Origin of the sequence: Bacillus sp. Cr_A10 (genome assembly GCF_029222665.1) — a bacterium.
Taxonomy (GTDB): domain Bacteria; phylum Bacillota; class Bacilli; order Bacillales_A; family Planococcaceae; genus Psychrobacillus.
In genome coordinates this window covers 176,620-201,218 of the sequence record NZ_JARHXR010000013.1, presented here as the reverse complement: position 1 = coordinate 201,218, position 24,599 = coordinate 176,620, and the positions used below count along the sequence as shown (strand labels likewise).

Genomic DNA, 24,599 nt, shown 5'->3' with positions numbered 1-24,599 from the left:
ATTTTTGACTTCGTTGCCGCCTTCTCTATGAAGTACTTTCTACGTAAATTGTATCGTAAATATTCCTTTTTCATGGATGTAGGATGAAATAATAAATAATTCTTGTATAATAGGATGCAGTATATGAAATGGGGGAAATACAATATGCCAGCTTTACCAAATTGTCCGAAATGTAACTCAGAATATACATATGAAGATGGAAATCTTTTTGTTTGTCCAGAGTGTGTGCATGAGTGGAGTATAGATACTGAGAGTGAAAAAAAGGAAGATGAAAAGATTGTTAAAGATGCAAATGGAAACGTATTGAATGATGGCGACTCCGTAACTGTTATTAAAGATTTAAAGGTAAAGGGGACCTCTTCTACGTTAAAAATCGGCACGAAAGTTAAAAGTATTCGATTAGTAGATGGAGACCATAATATAGACTGCAAAATTGACGGTTTTGGTGCAATGAAGTTAAAATCTGAATTCGTTAAGAAAATATAAGTTTAAAAAAAGCGGCTTATCGTTTAAATATAAACGGGAAGTCGTTTTTTTTGATTCAAAATGCTTCTCCAGTCCTCGTAAAGAAGCGGATCAATGGTATTCGCATGTTTCAAACTGACTAGATTGTTCCAGTGCAGATTTAATCATTCAAAACTATACATTACTTTCACCATGAATTATCCCTAGTACTAATGCATTTTAAATAATATGTGTTAATGCAAAAGTACCACGACAAAATAGACCATTAGATGTTGGTTGATACATCATCTAATGGTCTTTAAAATAACTTTATTCTATTTTGTCAAATTGGACTTGATATACTTTCTTCGGACGTCCTCGTAGTTTTTTCTGTTGCTGCATTAAAACTGTAGCAGCTCCGTGTTCTTCTAGTTTTTTTAGTATTCGATTAGCAGCTCTTGACGTGATACCTAAATGACTGCTTAAATCCTCTGACGCCAGTATGTTAGATTGAAGCTTGTCCATAACGGCAATAATTTTTTGAATTTGTAGAGGAGATGTGTTTAATTTCCCGCTTAATTGTTCAATACCAGAATCATACTGTGTGATTACCTGTATCCAATTTTTATCGCCCAATGGTCCAATCAACTTCTCTTCTTTAGACAAAATGTAAGCCTGAGTTTCCAGTGCTGCACACATTTGTGAAGCTTTTTCAGCGTTTGATCGTGCTTCTTGAATCGAATGACCTATCCCCCAGCCGATATGAACAGGAAACTGTAATTCGTGGGAGAGAAAGGGTACTAGCTGACAGCTAGTCATATCGTTTGTAATCAATTTAAAGTCAGTGTAATTCGTGATAATTTCATAATACAAAACATTTTTATGAATAATAAAAGACATATGATTTTGTTTGCTAAAATCCAGTATTGCTTTATATAAGGACATTTGTCGATATTCTAATTCCGTTACGTTATTCCTATTAATAGCTATCTCTAAATGACCAATAACAACTTGATTCTCTATTAATTGAAGAAGTTGTATTTCTTTTAACAATGCTTCTATTTTCATAATCATACTTCGGTCAGAAGGAACTACTAATAACAAGTTAATATTATATGGTTTTAATATTTCTGGTAGCCTGCTTAATCTAGTCATGCATACATCTACTTTGTTTTGTTGCCACATATCAACGTGGAGATCTCGAATTTTATCATATACATCAAGATCCGCATATGCGCGGATACTAGGGTCAAAGATATAGGGTAAATCTTCCTCTGAAGTCCATTCCTTTATCCCCAGATAATTATTTTCCTCGTATAAGAAATCTACTAAACATCTTTTCATCTCGAAGTCTTTGTTCTTATAGATATATTCAGAAAGTGTCCGATAAAAATCAGCTTGGGTGACATCGAAATGTAACATCGGAATGAGTACATCTGAAAAATGTTGTTTAACGAAAAAATAAGGTATTTGTCCACTAAATAATATCCCATCCACCAACTGTATTTTATCTAAAAAAATTGCGTGTAAATGTGCGAGGCTATCATAAATTGTGTAAACAAATTCACAATTTTCTAGCTGTAATGCCTCAGCCTTTTTAACCCATTTTAAAGAATTTTCTGTTGTAAAAATAAGAATTCTTGGCATTTTTCAATTTTTCTCCTTTTTCTAAAAATATATTGACTTTCGTAATTAATTTAGTTTACCCTGTTATTTAAAGACATGGGACAAAGGGGTCTTTAATTAATCGAAGGGGTGGTTTTATTGAATAGCACAATTGAAAATAACGAAGAGATTAATAGTGAAAATAGGTTTTCAAAATTTTTATCTTTCGTGGAGAAAGTGGGAAATAAGTTACCACATCCGTTTATTTTATTCTTTTATCTAACAGTTCTTCTCGTTATTCTATCATGGATATTAAGTTTATTTAAAGCTGCTGTAGTTCATCCGAATACGCAGGAAACTGTAGCAGTAAAAAGTATTTTGTCTTATGAAGGTATTCAGTTTATATTATCTGATACTCTAAAGAACTTTACAGACTTTGCACCGTTAGGTTTAGTACTAACTGTCATGTTAGGAATAGGTTTAGCTGAAAAAGTCGGGTTGCTAGAAATGCTTATGAAAAGAGCAATACTCAATACACCTAGAAAGATTATTACATTTACCGTTTTCTTTATTGGAATCTTAGGGAATATTGCTTCCGATGCAGCATTTGTTGTAATTCCCCCATTAGCTGCACTAGTATTCTTATCGGTCGGTCGTCATCCAATTGCTGGATTGGCAGTTGGCTTAGCAAGTACCGGAATTGGTTTTACGGCAAATGTATTAATTGCTGGTACAGATGCTCTATTATCTGGAATATCTACAGAAATATCACAAGGTATTAACCCCGATATTATTGTGACACCACTAGATAACTGGTTTTTTATGAGTGTTTCTACATTTGTTTTGGCTGGACTAGGTACACTAATTACCGAGAAGTATGTAGAACCGAGATTAGGAGCTTATACGGGAGAGCAACAATCTCTTTCCAATGAGATAAGTACCCTAGAAAAAAGAGGTTTACGTAATTCACTGATTGCTGCACTAATATTCATCGCTGCTGTTGTTGGAGCTATGCTTATACCTAATTCTCCTTTGCTAAACGAAGATGGAACCTTATTGCGATCACCATTTTTGTCAGGGATCGTGCCAGTTTTGTTTCTATTCTTTTTAGTCGTAGGGATTGTTTATGGGGTAAGTACGAAAAAAATCCAATCATCTGCAGACGTTCCTAAATTGATGACAGAGGCAATTGGAACTTTATCTGGATATATTGTATTAATTTTTATGATTGCTCAATTTGTTGCATATTTTAACTGGAGCAATATTGCTATTTGGTTAGCGGTACATAGTGCAGCAATATTAACTCACTTAAATATGACAAATGTATTCGTTATTGTGCTATTTGTATTATTAACCGCATTTTTAAGCTTGTTCATTATTAGTGGTTCTGCATTATGGTCACTCGTGGGCCCTGTGTTTATTCCGCTCTTTATGGTGCTTGGTTATCACCCGGCGTTTATACAACTAGCTTACCGTGTAGGGGAGTCTTCTACCAATATGGTGACGCCATTAAATCCTTATTTCGCTATTATTCTATCATTCATGCACGTGTATGATAAAAAAGCGGGAATAGGTACACTCATGTCTCTTATGATTCCTTATACAATCGGTTTTCTGATTATTTGGATTATTTTGTTGCTCGTTTTTGCATTACTCGGTATTCCTATTGGCCCAGGGGTATCTTTATATCTCTAGTTTATAAATTTAAGGAGTGAATAAGATGAATGGGTTTACTATAACTCCTAATTTAATGGAGCAGATATGTGAATGGAGAAGGGATTTTCATCGTTATCCAGAAACAGGCTGGACAGAATTCCGCACAGCCTCCATTATTGCGCATGAATTAAATCATTTAGGATTTGAAGTAAAGATCGCTAAAGAAGTGTTAACAGAGGAGCGTATGGGTGTTCCTTCTGATGAACAGTTAGAAGCTTGTTATGAGCGTGCAAAAAATACTGGAGCATACCAAGAATATCTTGAAAAAATGGTAGGAGGATATACAGGTGTGGTTGGGACACTTAAAGGATACAAGCCTGGACCTACTATTGCTTTTCGATTTGATATGGATGCTTTGGAAATTTTAGAAACTAATAGTGCATCGCATATACCTACAGAAAAAGGTTTTCGTTCTTTAAATGAGGGAGTTATGCATGCGTGTGGACATGATGCCCACAGTGCTCTTGGTTTAGGCTTAGCAACAATACTTGCAGGAAGCTTGGAGTACATAGGAGGGACGATTAAAATAATTTTCCAACCAGCGGAAGAAGGAGTGCGTGGGGCAAAATCCATGGTGGATGCTGGTGTAGTAGATGGGGTGGATTATTTTTTAAGTATGCATGTTGGAACTGGGGTGCCATTAGGAACCGTGATTGCTGGAACAAATGGATTTTTAGCTACAACTAAAATAGATGCAACGTTTAAAGGGAAGGCAGCACATGCAGGAGCTGAGCCAGAAAAGGGAAGAAATGCTTTATTAGCTGCGGCATCTGCTATTCTAGGCCTTCATGGAATTTCCCCGCATAGTGGAGGTGCTTCTCGGATAAATGTCGGAACCTGTATTGCGGGTGATGGGCGGAATATTGTTCCAGCCCATGCTTCCTTACAGCTTGAAACTCGTGGTGAAAATAGCGAAGTCCATTCCTATGTTCATCAACAAGCTTTAACTGTGCTAGAAGGAGCTTCCAAAATGTATGGGACTGAGCTTTCTTGTAAAGTTGTGGGATCGGCCAAAACTTGTTCATCTTCTGATAAATTAATAGAACTAGTTACGGATGCAGCAAAAACTGTAAATAAATTAGTGGAAGTAATTCCTCTTACTAAATTTGCGGCCGGTTCAGAAGATGCTACCTATATGATGAATCATGTTCAAAAGCAAGGTGGACTTGCAACGTATTCCATCTTTGGAACAACACTATCAGCTGGACATCATCATGAGAAATTTGATATCGATGAGGACGTGTTTCCAATTGTTTTGGAAACTTGGTTAGCCACAATTGAACAAATTTATGTATATGAAAGTGGGAAACTTTAAATGGATAATCTAGCAGATTTAATAGAGTTGTTAATAGAAGAGCGACGAGAGGAAATAATAGCGTTAAGTGATCAAATTTGGGACATACCAGAGACTAGATTTCAAGAATATCAATCATCAAAAATATTAAGTGATTTTTTAGAACAAAAGGGCTTTATTGTTGAACGTGGAGTAGGTGGAATTGAAACAGCCTTTACAGCTACCTTTGGAGAAGAAAAGCCTGTCATTGGTATACTCGGGGAATTCGATGCTTTGTCAGGTCTGAGCCAAAGAGAAGCATCAGATATACGAGAACCTTTACAAGAAGGTGCAAACGGGCATGGATGCGGACATAATCTATTGGGTACAGCAGGAATCGCAGGAGTTCTTGCAATAAAGGAACTAATTCAACAAAAGAAAGTAAAGGGTTCTATCAAATACTTTGGATGTCCTGGAGAAGAAGGGGGATCTGGTAAAACTTTTATGGTGAGAGATGGTGTTTTTAAAGACATTGATGTTGCGCTTACATGGCATCCTAATTCTTACACGGGTGTTTTTTCATTCTCCTCACTCGCAAATTATCAAGTATATTTCTCTTTTGAAGGAAAAGCATCTCATGCAGCAAATTCTCCCCATCTTGGACGGAGTGCATTAGATGCAGTTGAGCTGATGAATGTTGGTGTCAATTATTTACGCGAGCACATTATCTCAGATGCCAAAATCCATTATGCCGTTACAAACACGGGAGGCTCTTCTCCCAATGTTGTACAATCAGATGCAGAGGTATTGTATCTCATTCGTGCCCCTCATTTAAAAGATGTAGAAGAAATTTATCAGCGTGTTATTAACATTGCAAATGGAGCTGCTTTAATGACGGAAACCAAAGTATCCGTTCGTTTTGATAAGGCATGTTCAAATTACATACCAAACCATACATTAAATATGATAATAAATGAAAAATTACAACATTTTGGTTTGCCGGAATATAATGGGGAAGAATTGAATTATGCTCATAAAATGGCCAAAACTATTACATCTGAAGAGGTTGAAACGGCTATTCTAGATGCAGAGAAATTATCGAGCTACCAAATCACAGATCAATTTTATAGAGAAGGCAATCCATTTTTTGAAGAGATTATACCTTATGTGAAAAATAGAGAAGTGATGCAGGGTTCCACAGACGTAGGAGATGTTAGTTGGATCGTGCCAACCGCTCAATTTTTTACTACTTGCTTTGTAGCGGGCACTCCACTTCACACTTGGCAACTTGTCTCTCAAGGAAAAACCTCTCTGGCTCATAAGGGATTATTATATGCAGGAAAGGTTCTTGCAGCAAGTGCTATAGAGATTTTTGAAAAACCAGACTTAATAGATTTAGCGAAGCAAGAATTAGCTGCAAGCACAAAAAGTGCCTATCGAAATCCGTTGCCTGATAATCTTAGACCGAGCATTCAATAGATATTTAATATGACAGGTAGAAATCAATACAATGAGAGAAGGTTCTAAAGCAATTGGATATTGTTTTAGAACCTTCTCATTTTTAGTTAATTTTATTTATCATCGTCATCATCATATTCAAACTCTAGTACAACTCCAGTACTTGCATCGATTTTAACTTCTGCTTCCCCTTTTTTAGTACGTAATTCTATTTCATACTCATATCTTTCGTCATCTGAGTCTAATTCAATTTTAATGACTTCTCCGTTTATTTTTTCTTTAGCAAGGGCAATTGCATCTTTTTCTGAGATCAGCGATGTGGTAGATGTAGTTTTAACGCTAGCTTCCATATCGTCATCGTCGTCATCGTTATCACTTTCTTTAACACTTAACACCTTTGCTGTATATGCATCAACTTTTACTTCAATTTCTTTATTTTTATCTACATCAATGTCTACATCGTAATATGTTTTTTTGTTCTCCGTCTCTAATTCAACACTATCAAATTTACCGCTAGCTTCCTTTAATGCAATTTCTTTTGCTTTTTCAATACCGATTAGTTTATTACTTTGCTCTGTAGAAATCTTTACGTCATCCTCTGCAAATGCATTAATTCCGACTGCACCACTTATAACTAAGGCGGTTGCCAAAGTCCCTATTACCATCTTTTTCATGTTGTTTCCTCCTCTGTTTAATTTGGCTTACACTTATATAATAAACAGAGAAAAAGAAAGGACGGTTATAAGAAGGTTAAAATTCGGTAAGAAAAAGTATAAAAGAAATTAATCTTCCCAATTAACGGATTTTACTTCTCCTGTATATGCATCGACTTGAACGATAGCTTCTCGATCTTCCTCGCCATTTTCAATTTCTACTTCAACCAAGTAATAAGGGGCTTGGTCTGGTGGTTGATGTAATTCAGTATCATCATCTGCTAAACCATTTACATGTTTTGCAGCGATATCTAGTGCCTCCTGTTCCGTAATTACCGTGTTTTCTTTTGGTGCAGGATCTTGTGTTGTAGGATCGTTACTCTCACTTTGGGATCCATCTTCAGTATTTGTTGGCGGCTCTTTAGGCTCAACAGGTTGTTCTTTGGCCTTTTCAAGTTGTTTCAAGGAAAGAATATTTCCGCTCTTTGCATCTATCTTAATATTGTATATACCATTTTCAATCTGCATTTCTATCTGATATTCATCATGAGTTTTTGTCGTTCGGATAATGTCTCCTGCATATTGGTCTATCGCAACAGCATTCGCTTCTTCCTCTGATAACCCTTGAGCAGAAATGGATGGAGATAACCATTGAAACCATACGATTAAAAGTAGGGAAACGAGGAGTATAGCTCCAGATACCCATACCCATTTCTTTGTCTTCATTGTGCAATCCCCCTTGTAACAGTTTGTCGCAATAGTATATAACGGGAAAGTTAAAAAATGGTGAGAAATAAATTGTTATTTTACTTAGCATTTTTCGTTTTGAAAAAAAGTGTAACCGTTGTACCGCGGTTTTCTAAGCTATTCAGTTCGATTCGTGCCCCGATTGCCTTGGCTATTTCTTTTGCCATAGTAAGTCCTAAACCTGACCCTCCTTGCTTTCTGCTTCTAGCTTGATCGACACGGTAAAATCGATCATATATTTTTGGTAAGTCTGCCTTTGGGATTCCAATTCCTCTATCTTCAATTTGTATAAATGTTTCATTAGAGGTAGCACTAACATATATAGTAATGCGTTCTTCGCTGTACTTTCTGGCATTATCTAAAAATATAAAAAGAAGTTGTTTTAGCTTTTGATGATCGGTATAACCAGTAAACATTTCATTGCTTTCGACGGAAATCTCTCTTTGGTAGGTGTTTTGAAACGTATTAGCAGTTTCCAAGACGAGTTCTGTTACATTTATTTGTTCCATTTGGATATTCCATTGTTCCTGAGGTTTTGCTAATTGTAAGAGCTGTTCCGTCATTTCTCTCATTCGAACAGCCTCTGAGTGTATCGCTTCTATAGATTCTTCAAATAGGTCTGGTCGCTCTAGGCCTCTTCGTTTTAAAAGATCCGAGTAGTTCTCAATAATAGTTAAGGGAGTTCTTAGTTCGTGAGAAGCGTTCGATACGAATTGTTCTTGCTTTTCAAAGTTAGTTTGTAGCAAATCAATCATATGGTTAAAGGTTTCACCCATTTCCACTAGCTCTTCCTCAGAAGTCTCTTCAAGCTTAAGTCTTTTAAAGTGACCACTTTTCTGTATTTCTTTCATCGTATTAATCATTAGTCTGATCGGCTGTATGATTAAATTACTAAGAATTCTGCTAGAAATAAAAACAGGTATCATCGCGATAATCGTTACACCAATTAATACAATACCCAGAATCTTAATCATCTCATCTGTTGCATGTATACTACTAATCACTTGAAGGTTAACAACTCGCCCGTCATTCCAAACGACTGGATAGGAAACAAAAACATACTGCTTGTTTCCAAACGAAATTATTTTGCTTACTTCGCCCGCAGAAAAGTTGCTTTTTCGTGACTTTAAGGCTGTCTCTGTGGCAGATGTTATTTTTGCTTCAGTTGTCAAATCCTCGTTTAATACTTGGATCATCCCATTCACTGGCACATAGGCTAGGAGAAGCTTGTTAGGTGCAATTCGATCAATTTCACGCCGCACATCTGAAGCGATTTTTTCGACTTCAGCTTTGGCGCGATCAAGTTCATTTGACATCATAAGATGACTGAAAAGAAAGTAGATAGAAGTATTCATTAGAACTAATAAAACGATAAATAACACCGAAGTATATAAATTTATTTTATTTCTTAGTTTCATGTAACTTCCTTTAAGACGTAGCCTACGCCCCTTACTGTATGAATTAATGGATAATCAAAGTCAGCGTCGATTTTTTTTCGGAGATAACGAATATAAACATCAACAATTTTTGTTTCTCCAAAATAATCATAGCCCCAAACCGCCTCTAAAATTTGCTCACGGTCTAAAACTTGACGCTTATTTTTAAGTAAATATAAAAGTAGATCGTATTCCTTTGGTGTTAGAGTTATATCGTTTTTGCTTCGAATGACTTCTCTCGTTTTTTCATTTATCTTTAAGTCACTTACATATATCCACTCGTCATTCTCTTCCAATTTTGGTGCTGTGGCCTGCTTTATCCTTAAAACAGCTCGTATTCTTGCTAGTAATTCTTCCATACGAAAAGGCTTTGTAATATAGTCATTGGCTCCCAGGTCAAGACCGGATACTTTATCTTCTATGGAGTCCTTGGCTGTTAATAAAATTACTGGAATGAATGAGTCCTTTACACGAATGCGTCGGAGAAGTTCTATTCCGCTCATTTCTGGCAACATAACATCAAGTAATATCAAATCCCAATTTCTTGCGCGATAGGTTTCTAAAGCATCTATACCATTTGTAGCCTTTCCAATATCATAACCTTCAAATTCTAATTCTATTTCCAGCAATCTTAAAATTTTTTCTTCATCTTCTACTATTAAAATAGATTCTTTTAACAAAAGCGATACCACCTTATGTAAGCATTTGACGTCTTTATTCTATTCTACACTACTTAATTTTGCCAGGAACTCGAACATTCTGATAATTTATTTCCTAGTTCTCTTGTGTCATTACAATATAAAATCGTTTTATTAATATGTTGTGAGGGGTATCTTTATAATGTAGATAACATAGAAAGAATATATGAAATGGAGTGGAGACGGATGTCTAGACAATATTACATGATCATTAATGGAGCGGAAGTTGGAAAAGAATTACCTGTTATTGAAGTTAGTAACCCTGCAACAGGAGAAGTTTTTGCGACTGTTCCAAAAGGAGGTAAGGAAGAAGCGATACAAGCAGTCGATGTAGCTTATGAAGCATTTAAAAAATGGTCTGCTTTATCTGCATATGAACGAAGTGAACTAATACAAAATTGGCATAATCTGATTAAGGATCATACGGAAGACCTTGCCAAAACGATGACAGAGGAGCAAGGGAAACCTCTTACAGAAGCAAGAGGGGAAATCAATTATGCAAATGGGTTTATTTCCTGGTATGCAGAAGAAGGGAAACGTATTTATGGAGAAATGATTCCCGCAACTCAACAAAATAAACGTATTTTTGTGCATAAACAACCGGTGGGCGTTGTAGCAGTTATTACTCCTTGGAACTTTCCAGCAGCAATGATTACAAGAAAGGTTGGTCCGGCTCTCGCTTCTGGCTGTACTGTAGTAATAAAACCTGCTGGACAGACACCTCTCACGGCAATCAAGTTGGTGCAACTTGCAAAAGCAGCAGGAATACCAGATGGGGTTGTAAATATAGTAACAGGCGATTCTAATTCTATTGGAAATGCTTGGTTAGAAGACTCCCGTGTTCGAAAACTGACTTTTACAGGTTCTACAGAGGTTGGAAAGTGGTTAATGAAAGGTGCGGCGGATACAGTCAAAAAAGTTTCGCTTGAATTGGGGGGGCATGCACCTTCTATCATTATGGAAGATTGTAATTTAGAAAAGGCTGCAGAAAATGTGCTTGCCGCGAAATTCCGAAATGCTGGTCAAACCTGTGTATGTATTAATCGTGTATACGTGCAGGAATCGATTGCACAGAAGTTTACTGAGTTATTAATAGAAAAAACGAAGAAGTTGAAGATTGGTAATGGTCTCGAAGATGGCGTGACAATCGGTCCGCTTATTAACGATTCTGCTGTGGAAAAAGCTCAGGAGCATGTAGATGATGCAGCCTCAAAAGGAGCAGAAGTAAAAATTGGTGGGAAAAGAAAAGAAGGTCTTTTCTTTGAACCGACCATTTTAACGAATGTCACTGATGACATGCTTTGTATGCAGGAAGAAACATTCGGACCGGTAATTCCTATTAGTACATTTAAGGATGAAGAAGAAGCAATCCGACGCGCGAATGACTCTATATATGGACTTGCCGCGTATGTTTTTACTGAGAATATTTCGAGAGGTATCCGTATTACAGAAAAATTAGAGTACGGTATTATTGGTTTAAATGACGGGTTACCATCTACTCCACAGGCGCCGTTTGGAGGATTTAAACAAAGTGGACTCGGCCGTGAAGGTGGTCATCATGGAATGGACGAATACTTAGAGATTAAGTACATTTCTCTTGGTTTATAGTCTAAATTTATAATAAGCATGCACATCCGATTATCTTGTAAAGATTTTTGGGATGGCATGCTTTTTTATTTGTTTTAGCCTTTTATTTTTTGTGGGAATATATCAATAGTAATAAAATGTATAAACGGGTAAATAGGTAAAATGGATTCAATCATTTTTTATTTATGATAAAAAATATCTATAAAATACAAATATTTATCTTTTATTTGCGTAATTTTCTGCTATTATTATATCTTGGAGGAAGGGGATAAGAAATGAAGAAGACAAAATTAGGTAAGCATATTTTACTGTTTGCTCTAGTTACATTTACATTAATCGCTGTTATTTTCGGGGGAATTGTTTATTGGAATACAAATACGAGTGTCGAGAAAACAATGGGTGCACAAGCATCGCAAATTGCGAGTAACTTTGCCAATCAAATTGATGGAGAACAATATAAGAAGTTCAATACTATTTTAGAAGAGGATGATCTCTATTGGGAGTTAAGAGATCAACTAAATGATTTAAAAGAGAAAAATGGTGTTTTATATGCTTATACTTTTTCCATTCCAGAGTCAGGAAAGAATCCAACCTTTTTGGTTTATGCAGCACCACGTGATGAAGATCCTGCGCTAGTCGGAACTATAGGTCTAGAGTCTACTGGCACCTCCGGGAAGGAAATTCAAGAAGCAATTGAGAAGGGCTCTTTATTTACTAATATTCAGAGTGATGGAGAATTTGGAGAATATATAACTGGATATGTACCGATTAAGGATGCATCAGGTAAAGCTATTGCGGTTCTTGGGGTAGATATTTCAGCTGATGTAGTACAAGGGATACAAAAAGATGTTTTGTCGTCTGTTCTTCCGATTGTGTTTTCTTTAATAATCGTAATCTGTCTTGTTGTATTGTACATAATCTATCGAAGTACATATAAAATACTGCACCCTCTTTCAGAATTAAAAGAGGCGACGACCAATTTTGCAAATGGGGATTTGAAAGGCGCAGAAGAGCAAGTATCGCAAATTCAATATAAGGCAAAAAACGAAATTGCAGATTTTGTTCAGGCATTTTCTACATCATTGTTACAGTTAAAGAAAACATTAAAGCTGATGAAGGATTCTTCTGTGGAAGTCAATGATTTTACATATCGAATCCAGGATACAATGAATAAAGTGCGTGTCTCAAATGATGCTATTGCTCAAAATATAACTAGCCTAGCCATTAATGGAGAAAAGCAACATATAAGTAATAATGAAGTGCTAAATGCTATGGAAGAAATGGCTGCAGGAATTCAACGTATGGCTGATTCTACAACATCTATGTCAAATTCATCTTTTGACATGACAAAGCTTGTGGAAAATAGTGTTTCAGATTCAGAAAAGGTTATTGAGAAAATCGAAACGGTAGAAAAATCTGTACTAAAAACGAGTGAGCATGTAGAAGAAATGGGCGAAAAGTATCGCTCAATTGAAGAAATGGTAAAGGTTATTACGAGTATCGCAGAACAAACAAATTTACTTGCATTAAATGCAGCAATCGAAGCGGCACGAGCAGGCGAGGCAGGTAAAGGCTTTGCAGTTGTAGCTGATGAAGTACGCAAGTTAGCGGAGATGTCACGATCTTCTGCAGAGGATATTCGTATGCAGCTTCAGAAATTTGAAGAGATTACAAGTCGTGTAACGGAGGAAATGAACCAATCTTCAGTATTGGCGAAAGAAGGAAATAGCGAGGTTCATACTATCGGAGAACGTTTAGAAATGATCCTACAAGCTGTTGTTAAGGTCAATGATGGAATTCAAGAAGACTCAGCTATTATTGAACAAATGTCAGCAAGCTCAGAAGAGGTGCTTGCATCGACAGAAGAGATGAATGGTGTTGTTCGTCAGAATACAGAAGATACAACGAGTGTTGCAAAATCATCTGACCAACAAGTAGAGCTAGTTGAAGAGTTAAATGATGAAGTATATAAACTTCAAGCTTCCATGCAAGAAATGATCCAGGATATTTCGAAATTTCGTATTTAATATTTATTTGCTACTTGTGATTTAACCAGTTAGCGTAAAAGTAGAGAATAAAGTAGTCTATATATCTGATAAATTTACACTGTTTTGAAAGGGTGTTTCCAGGATGTGAGAGCGACGAAGGAGCGACTCATCCTGCGGAGGCTCAAGCGTAACGTGTGGCAAGCGCACATCCGTGTTCTAGTTTTTAACGTGCGTTCACTAGTTTTTTCTCTTTAATATTTTTTAATGACTTGCATTTTAACTATTCAAAATAGTTGAAGTGCAAGTTCTTTTTTTCATGTTACTATTAGTAAAAAGAAATCAGGATAGGGGAATAGTAAATGAAACAAATTATTGCAATGGGTGGTGGAGGTTTCTCCATGGAGCCTGAAAATCCATTATTAGATCGATATATTTTGAAGCAATCCAAAAAGGATTGGCCAAAAATTTGTTTTATTGGTACGGCTAGCGGAGATGCAGATAGTTATATTGAACGTTTTTATAATTTTTTTCAAAATGAGGCATGTGAGCCTTCCCATTTATCGTTGTTTAAACCACATACCCGTGATATTAAGAAATTCATTCTCGACCAGGACATTCTCTATGTAGGGGGAGGTAACACGAAAAACCTCATGGCTCTTTGGAAAGAGTGGGAATTGGATATAATTATTCGAGAAGCATACAACAATGGAATTATTTTAGCTGGGATCAGTGCGGGGTCACTTTGTTGGTTTGAAGAAGGTACAACGGATTCCTTCGGGGACGAGCTTGAACCTATCTCATGTCTGGGTTTGATTTCTGGTAGTAATTGTCCACATTATGATGGGGAAGAAGATAGACGTCCTGTTTATCAAAAGTTTATTAATGAAGGAGTTATTGGTGCAGGATATGCAGCGGACGATGGGGTTGCTCTGCATTTTATAGATGAAAAATTATACTCTGTTGTAAGTTCTCGTCCACATGCTAGTGGATATCGTGTGGATAAGAACAAAGAAGAGAAGTTATCCACAACTTATTTAGGTTTTGAAAACTAGTTACAAAACATATTGAGGCGATATACTGATGGAATATATACAAAAAGGAACGAAAGAATATAAAAAAGTTAACTTTGCATTATTTGCAGCAGGGTTTATAACGTTTGCTAATTTATACATCACACAACCGATTCTTCCTGAATTTTCAAGAGAATTTCAGGTGTCACCAGCTGTGGCTAGTTTGTCCCTTTCATTTACTACATTTGCTTTAGCTATATGCCTTGTCATCTTCGGATCTCTTTCAGAAGCATGGGGACGTAAACGATTGATGACGATTTCCATCCTTGCGGCTTCTATTTTGACATTAATAATTGCGTTTTCTCCAAATTTTGAAGTGCTACTTGTATTACGAGTGATTCAAGGGGTTGCTTTTGCCGGTCTTCCGGCAATTGCAATGGCTTATTTGGGGGAAGAAGTAGAGCCGGCTAGTCTAGGAGTTGCGATGGGACTTTATATAAGTGGAAATTCGATTGGCGGGCTAGCAGGTCGTATTATTATGGGGACGATGACAGATTTATTTAGCTGGAAAATTGGAATGGTTTTTCTTGGTTTATTAAGTCTAGCGATTAGCATTTATTTTGTCGTTTCTTTACCAAATTCTCGACATTTTGAGCCAAGAAAGTTACAATTTAGAGCTTTAACTAATTCGCTTATAGCACATTTAAAAGATTCAAGTATGCTTTGACTTTTTGGTATAGGTTTTACACTGATGGCGAGTTTTGTATCATTATATAACTACATCAGTTTTAAATTGCTAGGTCCTCCTTATTCACTTAGTACAACGATTGTCGGGTGGATTTTTATTATTTATTTGGTAGGAACATTCAGCTCCACATGGCTTGGTAGCCTAGCGGATCGATATGGTAGACAAAAAATGTTATTTGTTGGAATAGGCATTATGTTTGCTGGTGCTATCCTAACGATTAATGTTGCATTAACACTGAAAATTATTGGTATTATAATATTTACTTTTGGATTTTTTGGAGCGCATTCCATCGCGAGTGGATGGGTGAGTAAAAAAGCGGAACATGATAAGGCACAAGCTTCTTCGCTTTATTTATTTTTCTATTATGTTGGCTCTAGTATTGGAGGTACTGCAGGTGGGATTTTTTGGTCCAAGTTTGGCTGGAACGGAGTCATAGGTTTAATAGCAAGTTTCCTTCTAATTTCAGTAATCTTATCCTTCCTTCTAAAATTTACCTTGAAAGAAGCTCAGAAATAAGTATCCTATTTCTGAGCTTCTTCTTTTTCTATATGGTTTTTCCTCTTATTCATTTAATGGATGAAAGAGCAATCTGAATTCCTATAATCAAACATTAATTGTTCTTCAAAAACTCCACAAGATCCTGTTGATTTTGCGGTGGTACACCGTGACCATCATCATATGTTTTAAAGGTTACCTTAGCACCGAGCCTTTCGAAATAATCCTTACTTTCAGCACCCCATTGGGAAGGAATAATGTAATCATAATCCCCATGAGAAATAAAAATATCTAAATGATCTACAGATCTTTTGCTATATTCATTTTTTACAAAGTCCGGTATATACCCACTCAAAGCAACAACACTATTCAATTCATTTCCCATAGTTAAAGCTAATGCTTGTGCTAGCACAGCTCCTTGACTAAAGCCAAGTAAAGAAATTTGGTTAAAATCCAACTCAAATTCTACAATTGCCTCGCGAATAAAAGATTGAATATAGACCAGCACTTTATCAAATACTTCTCGATTAGGTTTGCCCTCTTCTTCTATTGTAAAAAACGCATACCCAGGGTTGAAAACGATTGGACCGCGCAAGCTAAAAATATGATGTGTCTTTTCAAATCCCTTCACTAGCTGAGGCAAATCCTCTTCATTACTTCCCATACCGTGTAATAAAAACAAAGTTGGTTGATTTTTTTCTGCTACCTGTGGAGCGGTATATTTGTATGTAAAAGGTGAGTTCATTTATTTTTCGTCCCTTCAGGCTAAAGTAAATCCATTTTAACAAAAATAAAACACTTTGTATAAGTCATTCGACATTATACAAAGTGTAAAATCTATCCTTTAAAGTTTAAAGTGTTGTACAACTCCATTTAAATCTTCAGCTAACTTCGCAAGTTGTTCTGCGCTTTCAGCTACTTCTTCCATCGAACTACTAGCTTCTTCCGCGGTTGCGGCAGTTTGTTCTACTCCCGCTGCTGATTCTTCCGATATAGATGCTATTTCTTCTATTGAACCATTCATCTCTTGGCTATTAGCTGCGATTTCAGATAAGTTATTAGAGATTGTTTGGACATTTTCAACCATTTCTAATACTAAAACATTGATATTGCTAATCGCTTCGCCTGTAGATTTAATTTGACCTGCGCCTTCTTCGACCTCATTATATCCACTCTGTAAGAAACTTTTTACTTCAATAAACTCTTCTTGTGTATTATTTACAATGGCCGTAATGTCAGTGACAGAATCATTTACTTGCTCTGCAAGCTTCCTTACTTCGTCTGCAACTACAGCAAATCCTTTTCCGTGTTCTCCTGCGCGTGCCGCTTCAATCGAAGCATTTAATGCTAAAAGATTGGTTTGCCCTGCAATATCACGTATCACGGTAACGAGATTAGCTATTTCTTTCGTGCGTTCCTCGAAACCTTGGAATTGTTGAACGGATTCTCTTATAATCTGATTTACTCTTTCCATCTGTTTATTAGAGGATTCCATCAAATGCTTGCCCTTGTTAGTCATCTGTAGAACTTCGCTTGTAGAATGTTGGATTTTTTCTCCATTTTCATTAGCTTCTATCACTCTAGAAACAAACGAATCCATTATGGAAGACAATTCTCCAGTGCTATTGGCTTGTGATTCTGTTCCAAAAGCCAACTCCTGCATGGTTGTAGCTATTTGTTCAGTACCTGCTTTCATTTCATTAGCAGATTGAGTTAGCTCTTCACTATGGCTCGACAATGTTTCTGAGCTACTAGATATACTTTTCATTGCATTTATTATACTACTTTGCATTTTATTCATTGCGTCTGCAAGCTGGCCGGTCTCATCTTTTGATTTCACTTGTATATGTCCTTGAGTCAAATCACCATGAGCAAGATGGTTCATATGTTCAGACACTTTCTTAATCGGTTTAGCAATACTATTAGCAAACAACCATATGATCAAGGTACCAACAATTAATGTAATTCCAATTGCTATAGAAATCATCTGTAAAATTTCATTAGCGGGTTGATTGAAATCCATCATAAAAGTACTTGCATTAACTACCCAACCCCAATAAGGATCGGTTTCAGAATAAGACACCTTTGTCTCTATCACTTTGTTGTTTGTTGGATGAGGCCATTCATAATAAACGAATCCACCACCATCATTCCCCATTTTAATTATTTCTTGAACAAATTTAACTCCGTTAGAATCTTCTGAGTCCCAAAGATTTTCACCTTCAGCGGTTGGATGAGCAAGTTCTAGTCCTTCACTATCCAAAACATACATGTATCCATGTTCACCTAAGCCGATATTTTTATTGATTGGACGTGTTCCATCTGGATTTACATCGCCTAGTATAGCCTTCTTAACTTTTTCCTGTGCTTCAATTAGTGACAAATCGCCTTTTTCTACGCTTTCATTTAATACACGTATCATTTCAAGGGTCATTTCTACGCTATTTTTTAAGTTCTGTTCTCCGATTTCATCTAAGCTGGAAGCACTCTTTTCATAACTAGCGATTCCAAGAACAATTAAAGGAATTACTAAAAGCAGGATGGAAATACTAATAAGTTTAAATTTAATGGAAGACATCCTTTTTATAATATTTTTAAAGTTCATTTTAAAACACCTTTCGTTTCTAATTCTCTGAAGTTATGCATTGGCTTCTGTCTCTATTGAATTACTTAAAGAAATGCAAGTGAACATTACCTTTTTACTACAGTATTCCGATAATTAGGTATTTCGTATTATAATGCCAAAGTAAACAATATAATAAATATTGAAGTGTGTCAATAACTTGCGAATAATAATTTTCCTGTCATTAAAAAGAGGTTATGTAATCGTAAGTTTTAATAAAAATAAACAGGGGAACACTAATTAAAAATGATTTGTGAGGAAGACCTTTAAGGAGATGGATTAAATAATGAATTCAAATCAGATGCCTCGTGAAGAGGGTATAGATCATAGCCTAAGTTTTTTGAGAGAGGGTTATTTGTATATTCCTAATAGGAGAAAAAGTTTCTCCTCCAATGTTTATGAGACCCGTTTATTAGGTCAAAAGGCAATTTGTATAGGGGGAAAGGAAGCAGCGGAGATTTTTTATGATGACGAAAAGTTTTTGCGAAATGGGGTTGCTCCAAAGCGTGTTCAAAAGACTTTATTTGGCGTTGGGGGAGTTCAGTCTTTAGATAACGAGGCTCATAGACACCGTAAAGAAATGTTTATGTCACTGATGACACCAGATAAGCTGGAGGAGTTAAAGAATATCACTAAAAAGCAATGGGAAAATGCAGTCAATAAGTGGGAACTAACAGACGAAGTAATACTTTACGAGGAAAGTAAAGAAATCCTGTGTAGAACTGCTTGTGAGTGGGCTGGAGTGCCTTTAAAGGAAGAGGAAGTAAAGGAACGAACAATACAATTAGGATTATTATTCGAATCACCAACTGCAATTGGGCAAAAGCATTGGAAAGGTCGGCATGCCCGCAAAAATCTAGAGGAATGGGTTGCGGGATTGATTGAACAAGTAAGAGAAGGACAGTTGAAGCCCAAGGAGGGTTCTGCTCTCCATACCATTTCCATTCATCAAGATTTAAAAGGCGAGCTATTAGATATAGAAATAGCTGCAGTGGAAGTAGTAAATATTATTAGGCCAATTGTGGCAATTGCTATTTATATTAATTTTACAGCGTTAGCCATTCATCATCATCCCGAGGAAAGAGGTAAGTTGAAGGTAGCAAATAATCAATATGCGCAAATGTTTGTTCAGGAAGTTCGACGATATTACCCTTTTTTTCCTTTAGTAGCTGCCAAGGTGAAAAATGAATTTGTGTGGAATGGTTACACATTCGAAAAAGGAACATTGACTCTGCTCGATTTGTATGGAACAAATCATGACGCTGAACTTTGGGATAATGCGGAGGTTTTTAATCCTGAACGTTTTAGTAACTGGAAAGGAAGCCCATTTAACTTTATTCCACAAGGCGGCGGTGACTATTTGTTAGGACATCGTTGCGCAGGTGAGTTTGTTACGATTGAGGTAATGAAAGTTACTTTAGATTATTTAGTTAACAAGTTCAAATATGATCTGCCCGAACAAGATTTAAGTTATAGCATGGTGAGTATGCCAAGCATTCCTCATAGTAAAATAATATTAACAAACGTTGAAAGAATTTAAACTTACCAAGCGTTAGGAGAAAAACTGTGAAAGAATTTAAAGTGACTTACTTCTTTGAAGAAGACCATTATATTAGAAGGTTCATCCATATGGAATCACAAGATCAGGCAGAGGAATTGATTCAAAGTGAGCGAGATCAATATATATCCTTTCGAGATAGCAGGGGAATTTACCATGAGTTGAATACAAGAGATGTACGAGTCATTCAAATTTCTGAATATCATAGAATTGATAAAAGTAAAAAAGGTACCAGTGAATAATAATCCTGGTACCTTTTTAATTAATTGATTTTCTTTTATTCCTTCTACCGAACAATTGAACGATTAGCACGCCTGAAATGGCAATTATTCCTCCGCTAATAGATAGAGGTGACGGTAATTCGTGCAACCAGATCCAAGCTATGAAAATGGATATTACGGGTTCTGCATAGAGCAAGCTGGAAACTGAACTTGCTTTGCTTTGAGACAATGCATATGCCCACATAAGATATGCGATTGCCGTAGGGAAAATACCTATATAAATGGCTGACAAGTTAGCTTCAAGCGATGCATGCTGTATATCTTCTATAAGTCCAGGAGCAAAAACTAGAAAAGGTAAAGTCCCTGCCCACGTAAAATACGCAGTTAATTCGATCGGGGTATATTTTGTTAATAAAGATTTTTGGAAAACAAAAAAGATGGAAGTAGCTAAAGCAGCTATAATCACTAAAAATATACCAGGAGAAATGTCAAAAGATGATTCTCCAGTTCCTAAGCCAATAATGGTAATACCGATAAACCCGAATCCTAATCCTATCCATCCAAATGTCCCGATTCGTTCTTTTAACACAACTACAGCAATGATCGTAGTGAAAATAGGTGCTGAACCAATGAGCATACCAGCTGTACCAGCAGTGATAGTCAATTGACCGAATGTTACACAGACATGGTAAATACTAATTCCAATCCAACTTAGAGCAAAAATGGGTAACACATCTTCTTTTTTAGGTAAACTAAATCTCATTTGAGGTATAAAAGCAAGAATAATAAATATAAAGGAAGCAATAATAAAACGAAATAATATCAAGTGGCCAGCAGAGTAGCCTCCTTGAAGGCTGGCGCTTATCGAAGCAAATGTTGAGCCCCATATAAATACTGTAAATATTGCTAAGAGAAATGCTTTTTTATTCAATTTTTCACACCTAACTTTCTGTGACTGTCCTATGAAGGCTAACAATTGTTCATGATACGACTAACTGGCACTTCATGCAACAAAAAAAGACAGAGTATATAAAATGAAGTTTATATGTTGACAATATACCTAATGGGGTATATTATCGTCTTAAGAACAAAAAAAGAAAGTGAACACCTTTTTGGAAGGAGGTAATTCTAATATGTCTTCTTATGATGCCAAAACGATTAATAGGATTAAGCGTATAGAAGGACAGCTGCGAGGAATATTACGTATGATGGAAGAGGGGAAAGACTGTAAAGAAGTAGTTACTCAGCTTTCAGCAGTTCGTTCTGCAGCAGACCGAACCATCGGTGTAATAGTAAGTAACAATCTATTAGAATGTGTACAAAACGCAGAAGGTAATTCTGATAAAGTAAATTCAGCAATTCAAGAAGCGATGAACCTAGTAGTTAAGAGCCGATAAAATACGGCTTTTATTTTTAATTGAAATTATACCCCGGTTGGTATTTTAGTATCGAAAGCTTTAAAGGAGGTGAAGAAAATGGAATGGGTTTTTATTGTTGTAATTGTTGTTTTTTTTGCATGGAGACTGATGCCTTCAAAAGGCGTAAAAACAATCTCTACAGCAGAGCTTAAAAATATGTTGAACGATCAAGATAAAGTATTTGTTGATGTGAGAACTCCTTCTGAGTATAAAGCACAAAACATACGACAATTCAAAAACATCCCACTTGGATCATCGTTTGAAAAGTTGCCAAAGGATAAAGAAATTGTTGTTATTTGTCAGAGTGGTATGCGGAGCAATAATGCTTGCAAAAAATTAAAGAAGCTAGGATACGAGCGCGTGACAAATGTCCGTGGGGGGATGAGTGCATGGCGTTAAGAGGAGGAAATCAGATGAAAGAGATTACAGCAAAAGAAGTAGAGCAAAAACTTAAAAGTGGCGAAGACCTTCATATAATTGATGTCCGTGAAGTAGATGAAGTAGAGGCTGGTAAAATAGCTAATATCATTCATATTCCACTTGGTTTGTTAGAATTTCGGTTGCAAGAATTATCTAAATCAAAACAATATATTGTAGTTTGCCGTTCTGGTGGAAGAAGTGGTCGAGCTACACAGTTCTTAGAAAGTCAGGGATACGATGCGACAAATATGAGTGGAGGAATGCTAGCTTGGGAAGGTGAAGTTCGCTAAAAATTTATTATCAAAAATAATACCCTTACAGGTATTTAAGGAGTGAAAAAGATGAAAGTAGACTATTCTTTAGACGCTAAGGGCTTGGCTTGTCCGATGCCTATTGTTAAAACCAAAAAAGCGATGAATGATTTGATAGATGGTCAAATAATAGAGGTAGTAGCAACGGATCGAGGGTCAACAGCGGATATTGCAGCATGGTCTGAAACGGTCGGTCACCAATATCTTGGGACAGTTGAGGATGGGGATGTATTAAAGCACTATATCCGTAAGTGTTCCAACGAAACAGTTGTGGAAAAGTTACATGGACAAATTATTCATTTGGACGAACTATTAACAACAGTTTCAGAGGGAGCTTTACTTTTAGATGTCCGAGAAGAAGCAGAATATGCTTTTGGGCATATCGAAGGCGCGAAATCGATTCCAATGGGCGAATTGGAGAGGCGGATGAACGAGCTAGAAAAAGATAAATCCATATATGTTATTTGCCGTACAGGTAAGCGTAGTGATTTAGCGGCACAAAAATTAGCGGACAATGGTTTTACAAATGTCTGGAACGTAATACCTGGTATGACCCAATGGAAAAGCGCTATTAAAAAATCAATTTAAATTTGGAGGAATAAACAATGTCAAATAAAGTAGCGATTATCGCAAGTAATGGTGGTCTATTCGACGCATATAAAGTATTTAATATAGCGACAGCTGCAGCTGCCACTGAAAAGGAAGTTACCATCTTCTTTACATTTGAAGGATTGAACTTGATTCACAAGCAAGGTATGCAGGCACTACCTATGCCAGAAGGTCGTGAAGCTATTGCAGAAGGATTTGCAAAGTCCAATGTGCCAAGCATTCCGCAATTAGTTGAAATGGCTCAAGAACTTGGAGTGAAATTTATTGGTTGTCAAATGACAATGGATGTTATGGGATTAACGAAAGATGATTTTGTAGATGGAATGGATGTTGGGGGAGCAGTGACCTTTTTAGAGTTCGCAAAAGACGCGTCACCAACACTAACTTTTTAAAAGGGAGAGACCTTTAAAAATTTTTACCGAAAATAATACCTATGGGGGTAATTGAATGACTTTGAATAAATGGACAGCAGAACAAGTAGCAAAGAAAGTAATGAAGAACGAAGAATTATTTATTTTAGATGTTCGGAATGCGGATGCTTTTGCTGACTGGAAAATTGAAGGTCACAAATTTGGGTATTTAAATATTCCATACTTTGAATTATTGGATGGAGTAGAAGAAATTTTACCGCAAATTCCTACAAATACACCTTTATTAGTTGTTTGTGCAAAGGAAGGCTCATCTATAATGGTAGCGGAAATGCTTTCTGATGCTGGGCGTGAAGCAGCTTACTTAGAGGGTGGTATGAAAACGTGGAGCGAATATCTTGAACCAGTAAAAGTGAGTAATCTTGAAAATGGGGGAGAGCTTTACCAATTCGTAAGATTAGGTAAAGGGTGTCTTTCTTATATGATTATTTCAAATGGAGAAGCTGCAATTGTTGACGCAACACGGATGGTAGATGTATTTACAGATTTTGTAGCAAGTAAAAACGTGAAGATAACAAATGTATTTGACACTCACTTACATGCGGATCATATTTCTGGGGGACGTCATATTGCAGAAAAGACTGGTGCAACTTATTACTTGCCACCAAAAGATGCAGAGGAAGTTGTATTTGATTACACACCTTTAGAAAACGGAGTAGAGGTGAGAATTGGCGATAGTACGATTGCCATTCAATCCCTGTATTCACCTGGACACACTATTGGGTCAACATCATTTGTTGTAGATAATAAGTTTTTATTAACAGGGGATATTTTATTTATTGATTCCATAGGAAGACCTGATTTGGCGGGTCTTGCAGAGGACTGGGTAGGTGATCTCCGTGAAACTCTATATAGCCGTTATCGTGAGCTTTCAAATGAGTTAATCGTATTACCTGCACACTTTATGATTCTCGATGAGTTAAATGAAGATGGTACAGTGGCAAAACGATTAGGCGATTTGTTTGAAGAAAACCATGGTTTAAATATTATGGATGAAACAGAATTCCGTAGTATTGTTACCGATAATTTACCTCCTCAGCCAAATGCATACGAAGAAATTCGTCAAGTTAATATGGGGAAAATTGTCCCTTCGGGGAACGAACAAGCAGAAATGGAAATCGGTCCAAACCGTTGTGCAGTACGTTAAAAATAA

General features: G+C 36.4%; 23 protein-coding genes and 1 pseudogene. 16 read left to right on the top strand and 8 right to left on the bottom strand.

The window, feature by feature from the left end; all coding sequences use genetic code 11:
• Positions 1-144 precede the first annotated feature (144 nt).
• A complete protein-coding gene (locus P2Q73_RS15090) occupies positions 145-486 on the top strand; it encodes a zinc ribbon domain-containing protein YjdM (protein ID WP_275788907.1) in 342 nt (113 codons plus the stop codon).
• A gap of 288 nt (positions 487-774) precedes the next feature.
• On the opposite strand, the gene P2Q73_RS15085 is transcribed toward P2Q73_RS15090, so the two are convergent.
• Positions 775-2,091 (bottom strand): helix-turn-helix domain-containing protein, encoded by a 1,317-nt coding sequence (locus tag P2Q73_RS15085; protein ID WP_056828709.1) that lies wholly within the window; start codon positions 2,089-2,091, stop codon positions 775-777.
• Positions 2,092-2,208: 117 nt separating this feature from the next.
• Between P2Q73_RS15085 and P2Q73_RS15080 the strand changes: the two genes are divergently transcribed.
• From P2Q73_RS15080 to P2Q73_RS15070, 3 genes are read left to right on the top strand one after another with little or no spacing between them, the layout of a single operon-like run.
• Positions 2,209-3,744 carry an AbgT family transporter gene (locus P2Q73_RS15080; protein WP_275788744.1) on the top strand — a complete coding sequence of 512 codons (1,536 nt, stop codon included), beginning with the start codon at positions 2,209-2,211 and terminating at the stop codon, positions 3,742-3,744.
• 25 nt (positions 3,745-3,769) lie between these two features.
• Complete coding sequence (locus tag P2Q73_RS15075; RefSeq protein WP_275788742.1) at positions 3,770-5,080, top strand: amidohydrolase; 1,311 nt, start codon at positions 3,770-3,772, stop codon at positions 5,078-5,080.
• Positions 5,081-6,517, top strand: coding sequence for a M20 family metallopeptidase (locus P2Q73_RS15070; RefSeq protein ID WP_275788737.1), 1,437 nt, complete (start codon positions 5,081-5,083; stop codon positions 6,515-6,517).
• 92 nt (positions 6,518-6,609) lie between these two features.
• Here P2Q73_RS15070 and P2Q73_RS15065 read toward each other — a convergent pair whose 3' ends face one another.
• The 4 genes from P2Q73_RS15065 to P2Q73_RS15050 form a co-directional block, all read right to left on the bottom strand.
• A complete protein-coding gene (locus P2Q73_RS15065; protein WP_275788735.1) occupies positions 6,610-7,170 on the bottom strand; it encodes a PepSY domain-containing protein in 561 nt (186 codons plus the stop codon).
• Between the two features lie 108 nt (positions 7,171-7,278).
• A complete protein-coding gene (locus P2Q73_RS15060; RefSeq protein WP_275788732.1) occupies positions 7,279-7,875 on the bottom strand; it encodes a PepSY domain-containing protein in 597 nt (198 codons plus the stop codon).
• An 80-nt stretch (positions 7,876-7,955) separates the two neighbouring features.
• A complete protein-coding gene (locus tag P2Q73_RS15055) occupies positions 7,956-9,314 on the bottom strand; it encodes a sensor histidine kinase (RefSeq protein WP_275788729.1) in 1,359 nt (452 codons plus the stop codon).
• On the bottom strand, positions 9,311-10,012 hold the full coding sequence (locus tag P2Q73_RS15050) for a response regulator transcription factor (protein WP_275788726.1): 702 nt from the start codon (positions 10,010-10,012) through the stop codon (positions 9,311-9,313). Before P2Q73_RS15050 ends, P2Q73_RS15055 begins: the two co-directional genes overlap by 4 nt.
• A 204-nt stretch (positions 10,013-10,216) precedes the next feature.
• Between P2Q73_RS15050 and P2Q73_RS15045 the strand changes: the two genes are divergently transcribed.
• The 4 genes and pseudogenes from P2Q73_RS15045 to P2Q73_RS15030 all read left to right on the top strand — a co-directional run bounded on the left by P2Q73_RS15045 (position 10,217) and on the right by P2Q73_RS15030 (position 15,879).
• Positions 10,217-11,638, top strand: coding sequence for an NAD-dependent succinate-semialdehyde dehydrogenase (locus tag P2Q73_RS15045; RefSeq protein ID WP_481747160.1), 1,422 nt, complete (start codon positions 10,217-10,219; stop codon positions 11,636-11,638).
• Between the two features lie 1,427 nt (positions 11,639-13,065).
• Positions 13,066-13,644: a methyl-accepting chemotaxis protein gene (locus P2Q73_RS20440; RefSeq protein WP_442853796.1), complete on the top strand. Its 579-nt coding sequence runs from the start codon at positions 13,066-13,068 to the stop codon at positions 13,642-13,644.
• A 320-nt stretch (positions 13,645-13,964) separates the two neighbouring features.
• The gene (locus P2Q73_RS15035; protein WP_275788720.1) at positions 13,965-14,657 is read left to right on the top strand and encodes a Type 1 glutamine amidotransferase-like domain-containing protein; all 693 of its coding nucleotides are present in this window, start codon (positions 13,965-13,967) and stop codon (positions 14,655-14,657) included.
• Between the two features lie 28 nt (positions 14,658-14,685).
• Positions 14,686-15,879: pseudogene (locus P2Q73_RS15030) on the top strand (MFS transporter).
• A 94-nt stretch (positions 15,880-15,973) separates the two neighbouring features.
• Here the strand turns inward: P2Q73_RS15030 and P2Q73_RS15025 are convergent.
• Both P2Q73_RS15025 and P2Q73_RS15020 read right to left on the bottom strand, forming a co-directional pair.
• Entirely contained in the window at positions 15,974-16,603 is a 630-nt protein-coding gene (locus tag P2Q73_RS15025) for an alpha/beta hydrolase (protein ID WP_275788717.1), read from the bottom strand.
• A 99-nt stretch (positions 16,604-16,702) separates the two neighbouring features.
• A complete protein-coding gene (locus P2Q73_RS15020) occupies positions 16,703-18,463 on the bottom strand; it encodes a methyl-accepting chemotaxis protein (RefSeq protein ID WP_275788714.1) in 1,761 nt (586 codons plus the stop codon).
• 301 nt (positions 18,464-18,764) lie between these two features.
• On the opposite strand from P2Q73_RS15020, the gene cypC reads away from it, so the two are divergent.
• Entirely contained in the window at positions 18,765-20,021 is a 1,257-nt protein-coding gene (cypC, locus tag P2Q73_RS15015) for a CYP152 family fatty-acid peroxygenase CypC (protein WP_275788901.1), read from the top strand.
• A 26-nt stretch (positions 20,022-20,047) separates the two neighbouring features.
• A complete protein-coding gene (locus P2Q73_RS15010; RefSeq protein WP_275788711.1) occupies positions 20,048-20,281 on the top strand; it encodes a hypothetical protein in 234 nt (77 codons plus the stop codon).
• Positions 20,282-20,297: 16 nt separating this feature from the next.
• Here P2Q73_RS15010 and P2Q73_RS15005 read toward each other — a convergent pair whose 3' ends face one another.
• Positions 20,298-21,191, bottom strand: coding sequence for a DMT family transporter (locus P2Q73_RS15005; RefSeq protein WP_275788708.1), 894 nt, complete (start codon positions 21,189-21,191; stop codon positions 20,298-20,300).
• 202 nt (positions 21,192-21,393) lie between these two features.
• Here P2Q73_RS15005 and P2Q73_RS15000 point away from each other — a divergent pair, with 202 nt between their 5' ends.
• From P2Q73_RS15000 to P2Q73_RS14975, 6 genes are all read left to right on the top strand, one after another.
• On the top strand, positions 21,394-21,657 hold the full coding sequence (locus P2Q73_RS15000; protein ID WP_053590826.1) for a metal-sensitive transcriptional regulator: 264 nt from the start codon (positions 21,394-21,396) through the stop codon (positions 21,655-21,657).
• A 78-nt stretch (positions 21,658-21,735) separates the two neighbouring features.
• Complete coding sequence (locus tag P2Q73_RS14995; RefSeq protein WP_275788703.1) at positions 21,736-22,077, top strand: rhodanese-like domain-containing protein; 342 nt, start codon at positions 21,736-21,738, stop codon at positions 22,075-22,077.
• Between the two features lie 14 nt (positions 22,078-22,091).
• On the top strand, positions 22,092-22,388 hold the full coding sequence (locus tag P2Q73_RS14990; protein ID WP_056829140.1) for a rhodanese-like domain-containing protein: 297 nt from the start codon (positions 22,092-22,094) through the stop codon (positions 22,386-22,388).
• A gap of 51 nt (positions 22,389-22,439) precedes the next feature.
• Complete coding sequence (locus P2Q73_RS14985) at positions 22,440-22,997, top strand: sulfurtransferase TusA family protein (RefSeq protein ID WP_275788699.1); 558 nt, start codon at positions 22,440-22,442, stop codon at positions 22,995-22,997.
• A 17-nt stretch (positions 22,998-23,014) separates the two neighbouring features.
• Positions 23,015-23,410: a DsrE/DsrF/DrsH-like family protein gene (locus P2Q73_RS14980; protein WP_275788696.1), complete on the top strand. Its 396-nt coding sequence runs from the start codon at positions 23,015-23,017 to the stop codon at positions 23,408-23,410.
• 55 nt (positions 23,411-23,465) lie between these two features.
• A complete protein-coding gene (locus tag P2Q73_RS14975; protein WP_275788693.1) occupies positions 23,466-24,593 on the top strand; it encodes an MBL fold metallo-hydrolase in 1,128 nt (375 codons plus the stop codon).
• Positions 24,594-24,599: the final 6 nt, after the last annotated feature.

What these genes read in the sequence shown, in the direction of transcription:
- P2Q73_RS15025 (WP_275788717.1), bottom strand. Translation starts at nt 16,603, where the DNA reads ATGAACTCACCTTTTACATACAAATATACCGCTCCACAGGTAGCAGAA.
- P2Q73_RS14990 (WP_056829140.1), top strand. Translation starts at nt 22,092, where the DNA reads ATGAAAGAGATTACAGCAAAAGAAGTAGAGCAAAAACTTAAAAGTGGC.
- P2Q73_RS15060 (WP_275788732.1), bottom strand. Translation starts at nt 7,875, where the DNA reads ATGAAGACAAAGAAATGGGTATGGGTATCTGGAGCTATACTCCTCGTT.
- P2Q73_RS14985 (WP_275788699.1), top strand. Translation starts at nt 22,440, where the DNA reads ATGAAAGTAGACTATTCTTTAGACGCTAAGGGCTTGGCTTGTCCGATG.
- P2Q73_RS14980 (WP_275788696.1), top strand. Translation starts at nt 23,015, where the DNA reads ATGTCAAATAAAGTAGCGATTATCGCAAGTAATGGTGGTCTATTCGAC.
- P2Q73_RS14995 (WP_275788703.1), top strand. Translation starts at nt 21,736, where the DNA reads ATGGAATGGGTTTTTATTGTTGTAATTGTTGTTTTTTTTGCATGGAGA.
- P2Q73_RS15045 (WP_481747160.1), top strand. Translation starts at nt 10,217, where the DNA reads ATGTCTAGACAATATTACATGATCATTAATGGAGCGGAAGTTGGAAAA.
- P2Q73_RS20440 (WP_442853796.1), top strand. Translation starts at nt 13,066, where the DNA reads ATGGGCGAAAAGTATCGCTCAATTGAAGAAATGGTAAAGGTTATTACG.
- P2Q73_RS15075 (WP_275788742.1), top strand. Translation starts at nt 3,770, where the DNA reads ATGAATGGGTTTACTATAACTCCTAATTTAATGGAGCAGATATGTGAA.
- P2Q73_RS15065 (WP_275788735.1), bottom strand. Translation starts at nt 7,170, where the DNA reads ATGAAAAAGATGGTAATAGGGACTTTGGCAACCGCCTTAGTTATAAGT.
- P2Q73_RS15090 (WP_275788907.1), top strand. Translation starts at nt 145, where the DNA reads ATGCCAGCTTTACCAAATTGTCCGAAATGTAACTCAGAATATACATAT.
- P2Q73_RS14975 (WP_275788693.1), top strand. Translation starts at nt 23,466, where the DNA reads ATGACTTTGAATAAATGGACAGCAGAACAAGTAGCAAAGAAAGTAATG.
- P2Q73_RS15020 (WP_275788714.1), bottom strand. Translation starts at nt 18,463, where the DNA reads ATGAACTTTAAAAATATTATAAAAAGGATGTCTTCCATTAAATTTAAA.
- P2Q73_RS15000 (WP_053590826.1), top strand. Translation starts at nt 21,394, where the DNA reads ATGTCTTCTTATGATGCCAAAACGATTAATAGGATTAAGCGTATAGAA.
- P2Q73_RS15070 (WP_275788737.1), top strand. Translation starts at nt 5,081, where the DNA reads ATGGATAATCTAGCAGATTTAATAGAGTTGTTAATAGAAGAGCGACGA.
- P2Q73_RS15035 (WP_275788720.1), top strand. Translation starts at nt 13,965, where the DNA reads ATGAAACAAATTATTGCAATGGGTGGTGGAGGTTTCTCCATGGAGCCT.
- P2Q73_RS15055 (WP_275788729.1), bottom strand. Translation starts at nt 9,314, where the DNA reads ATGAAACTAAGAAATAAAATAAATTTATATACTTCGGTGTTATTTATC.
- P2Q73_RS15085 (WP_056828709.1), bottom strand. Translation starts at nt 2,091, where the DNA reads ATGCCAAGAATTCTTATTTTTACAACAGAAAATTCTTTAAAATGGGTT.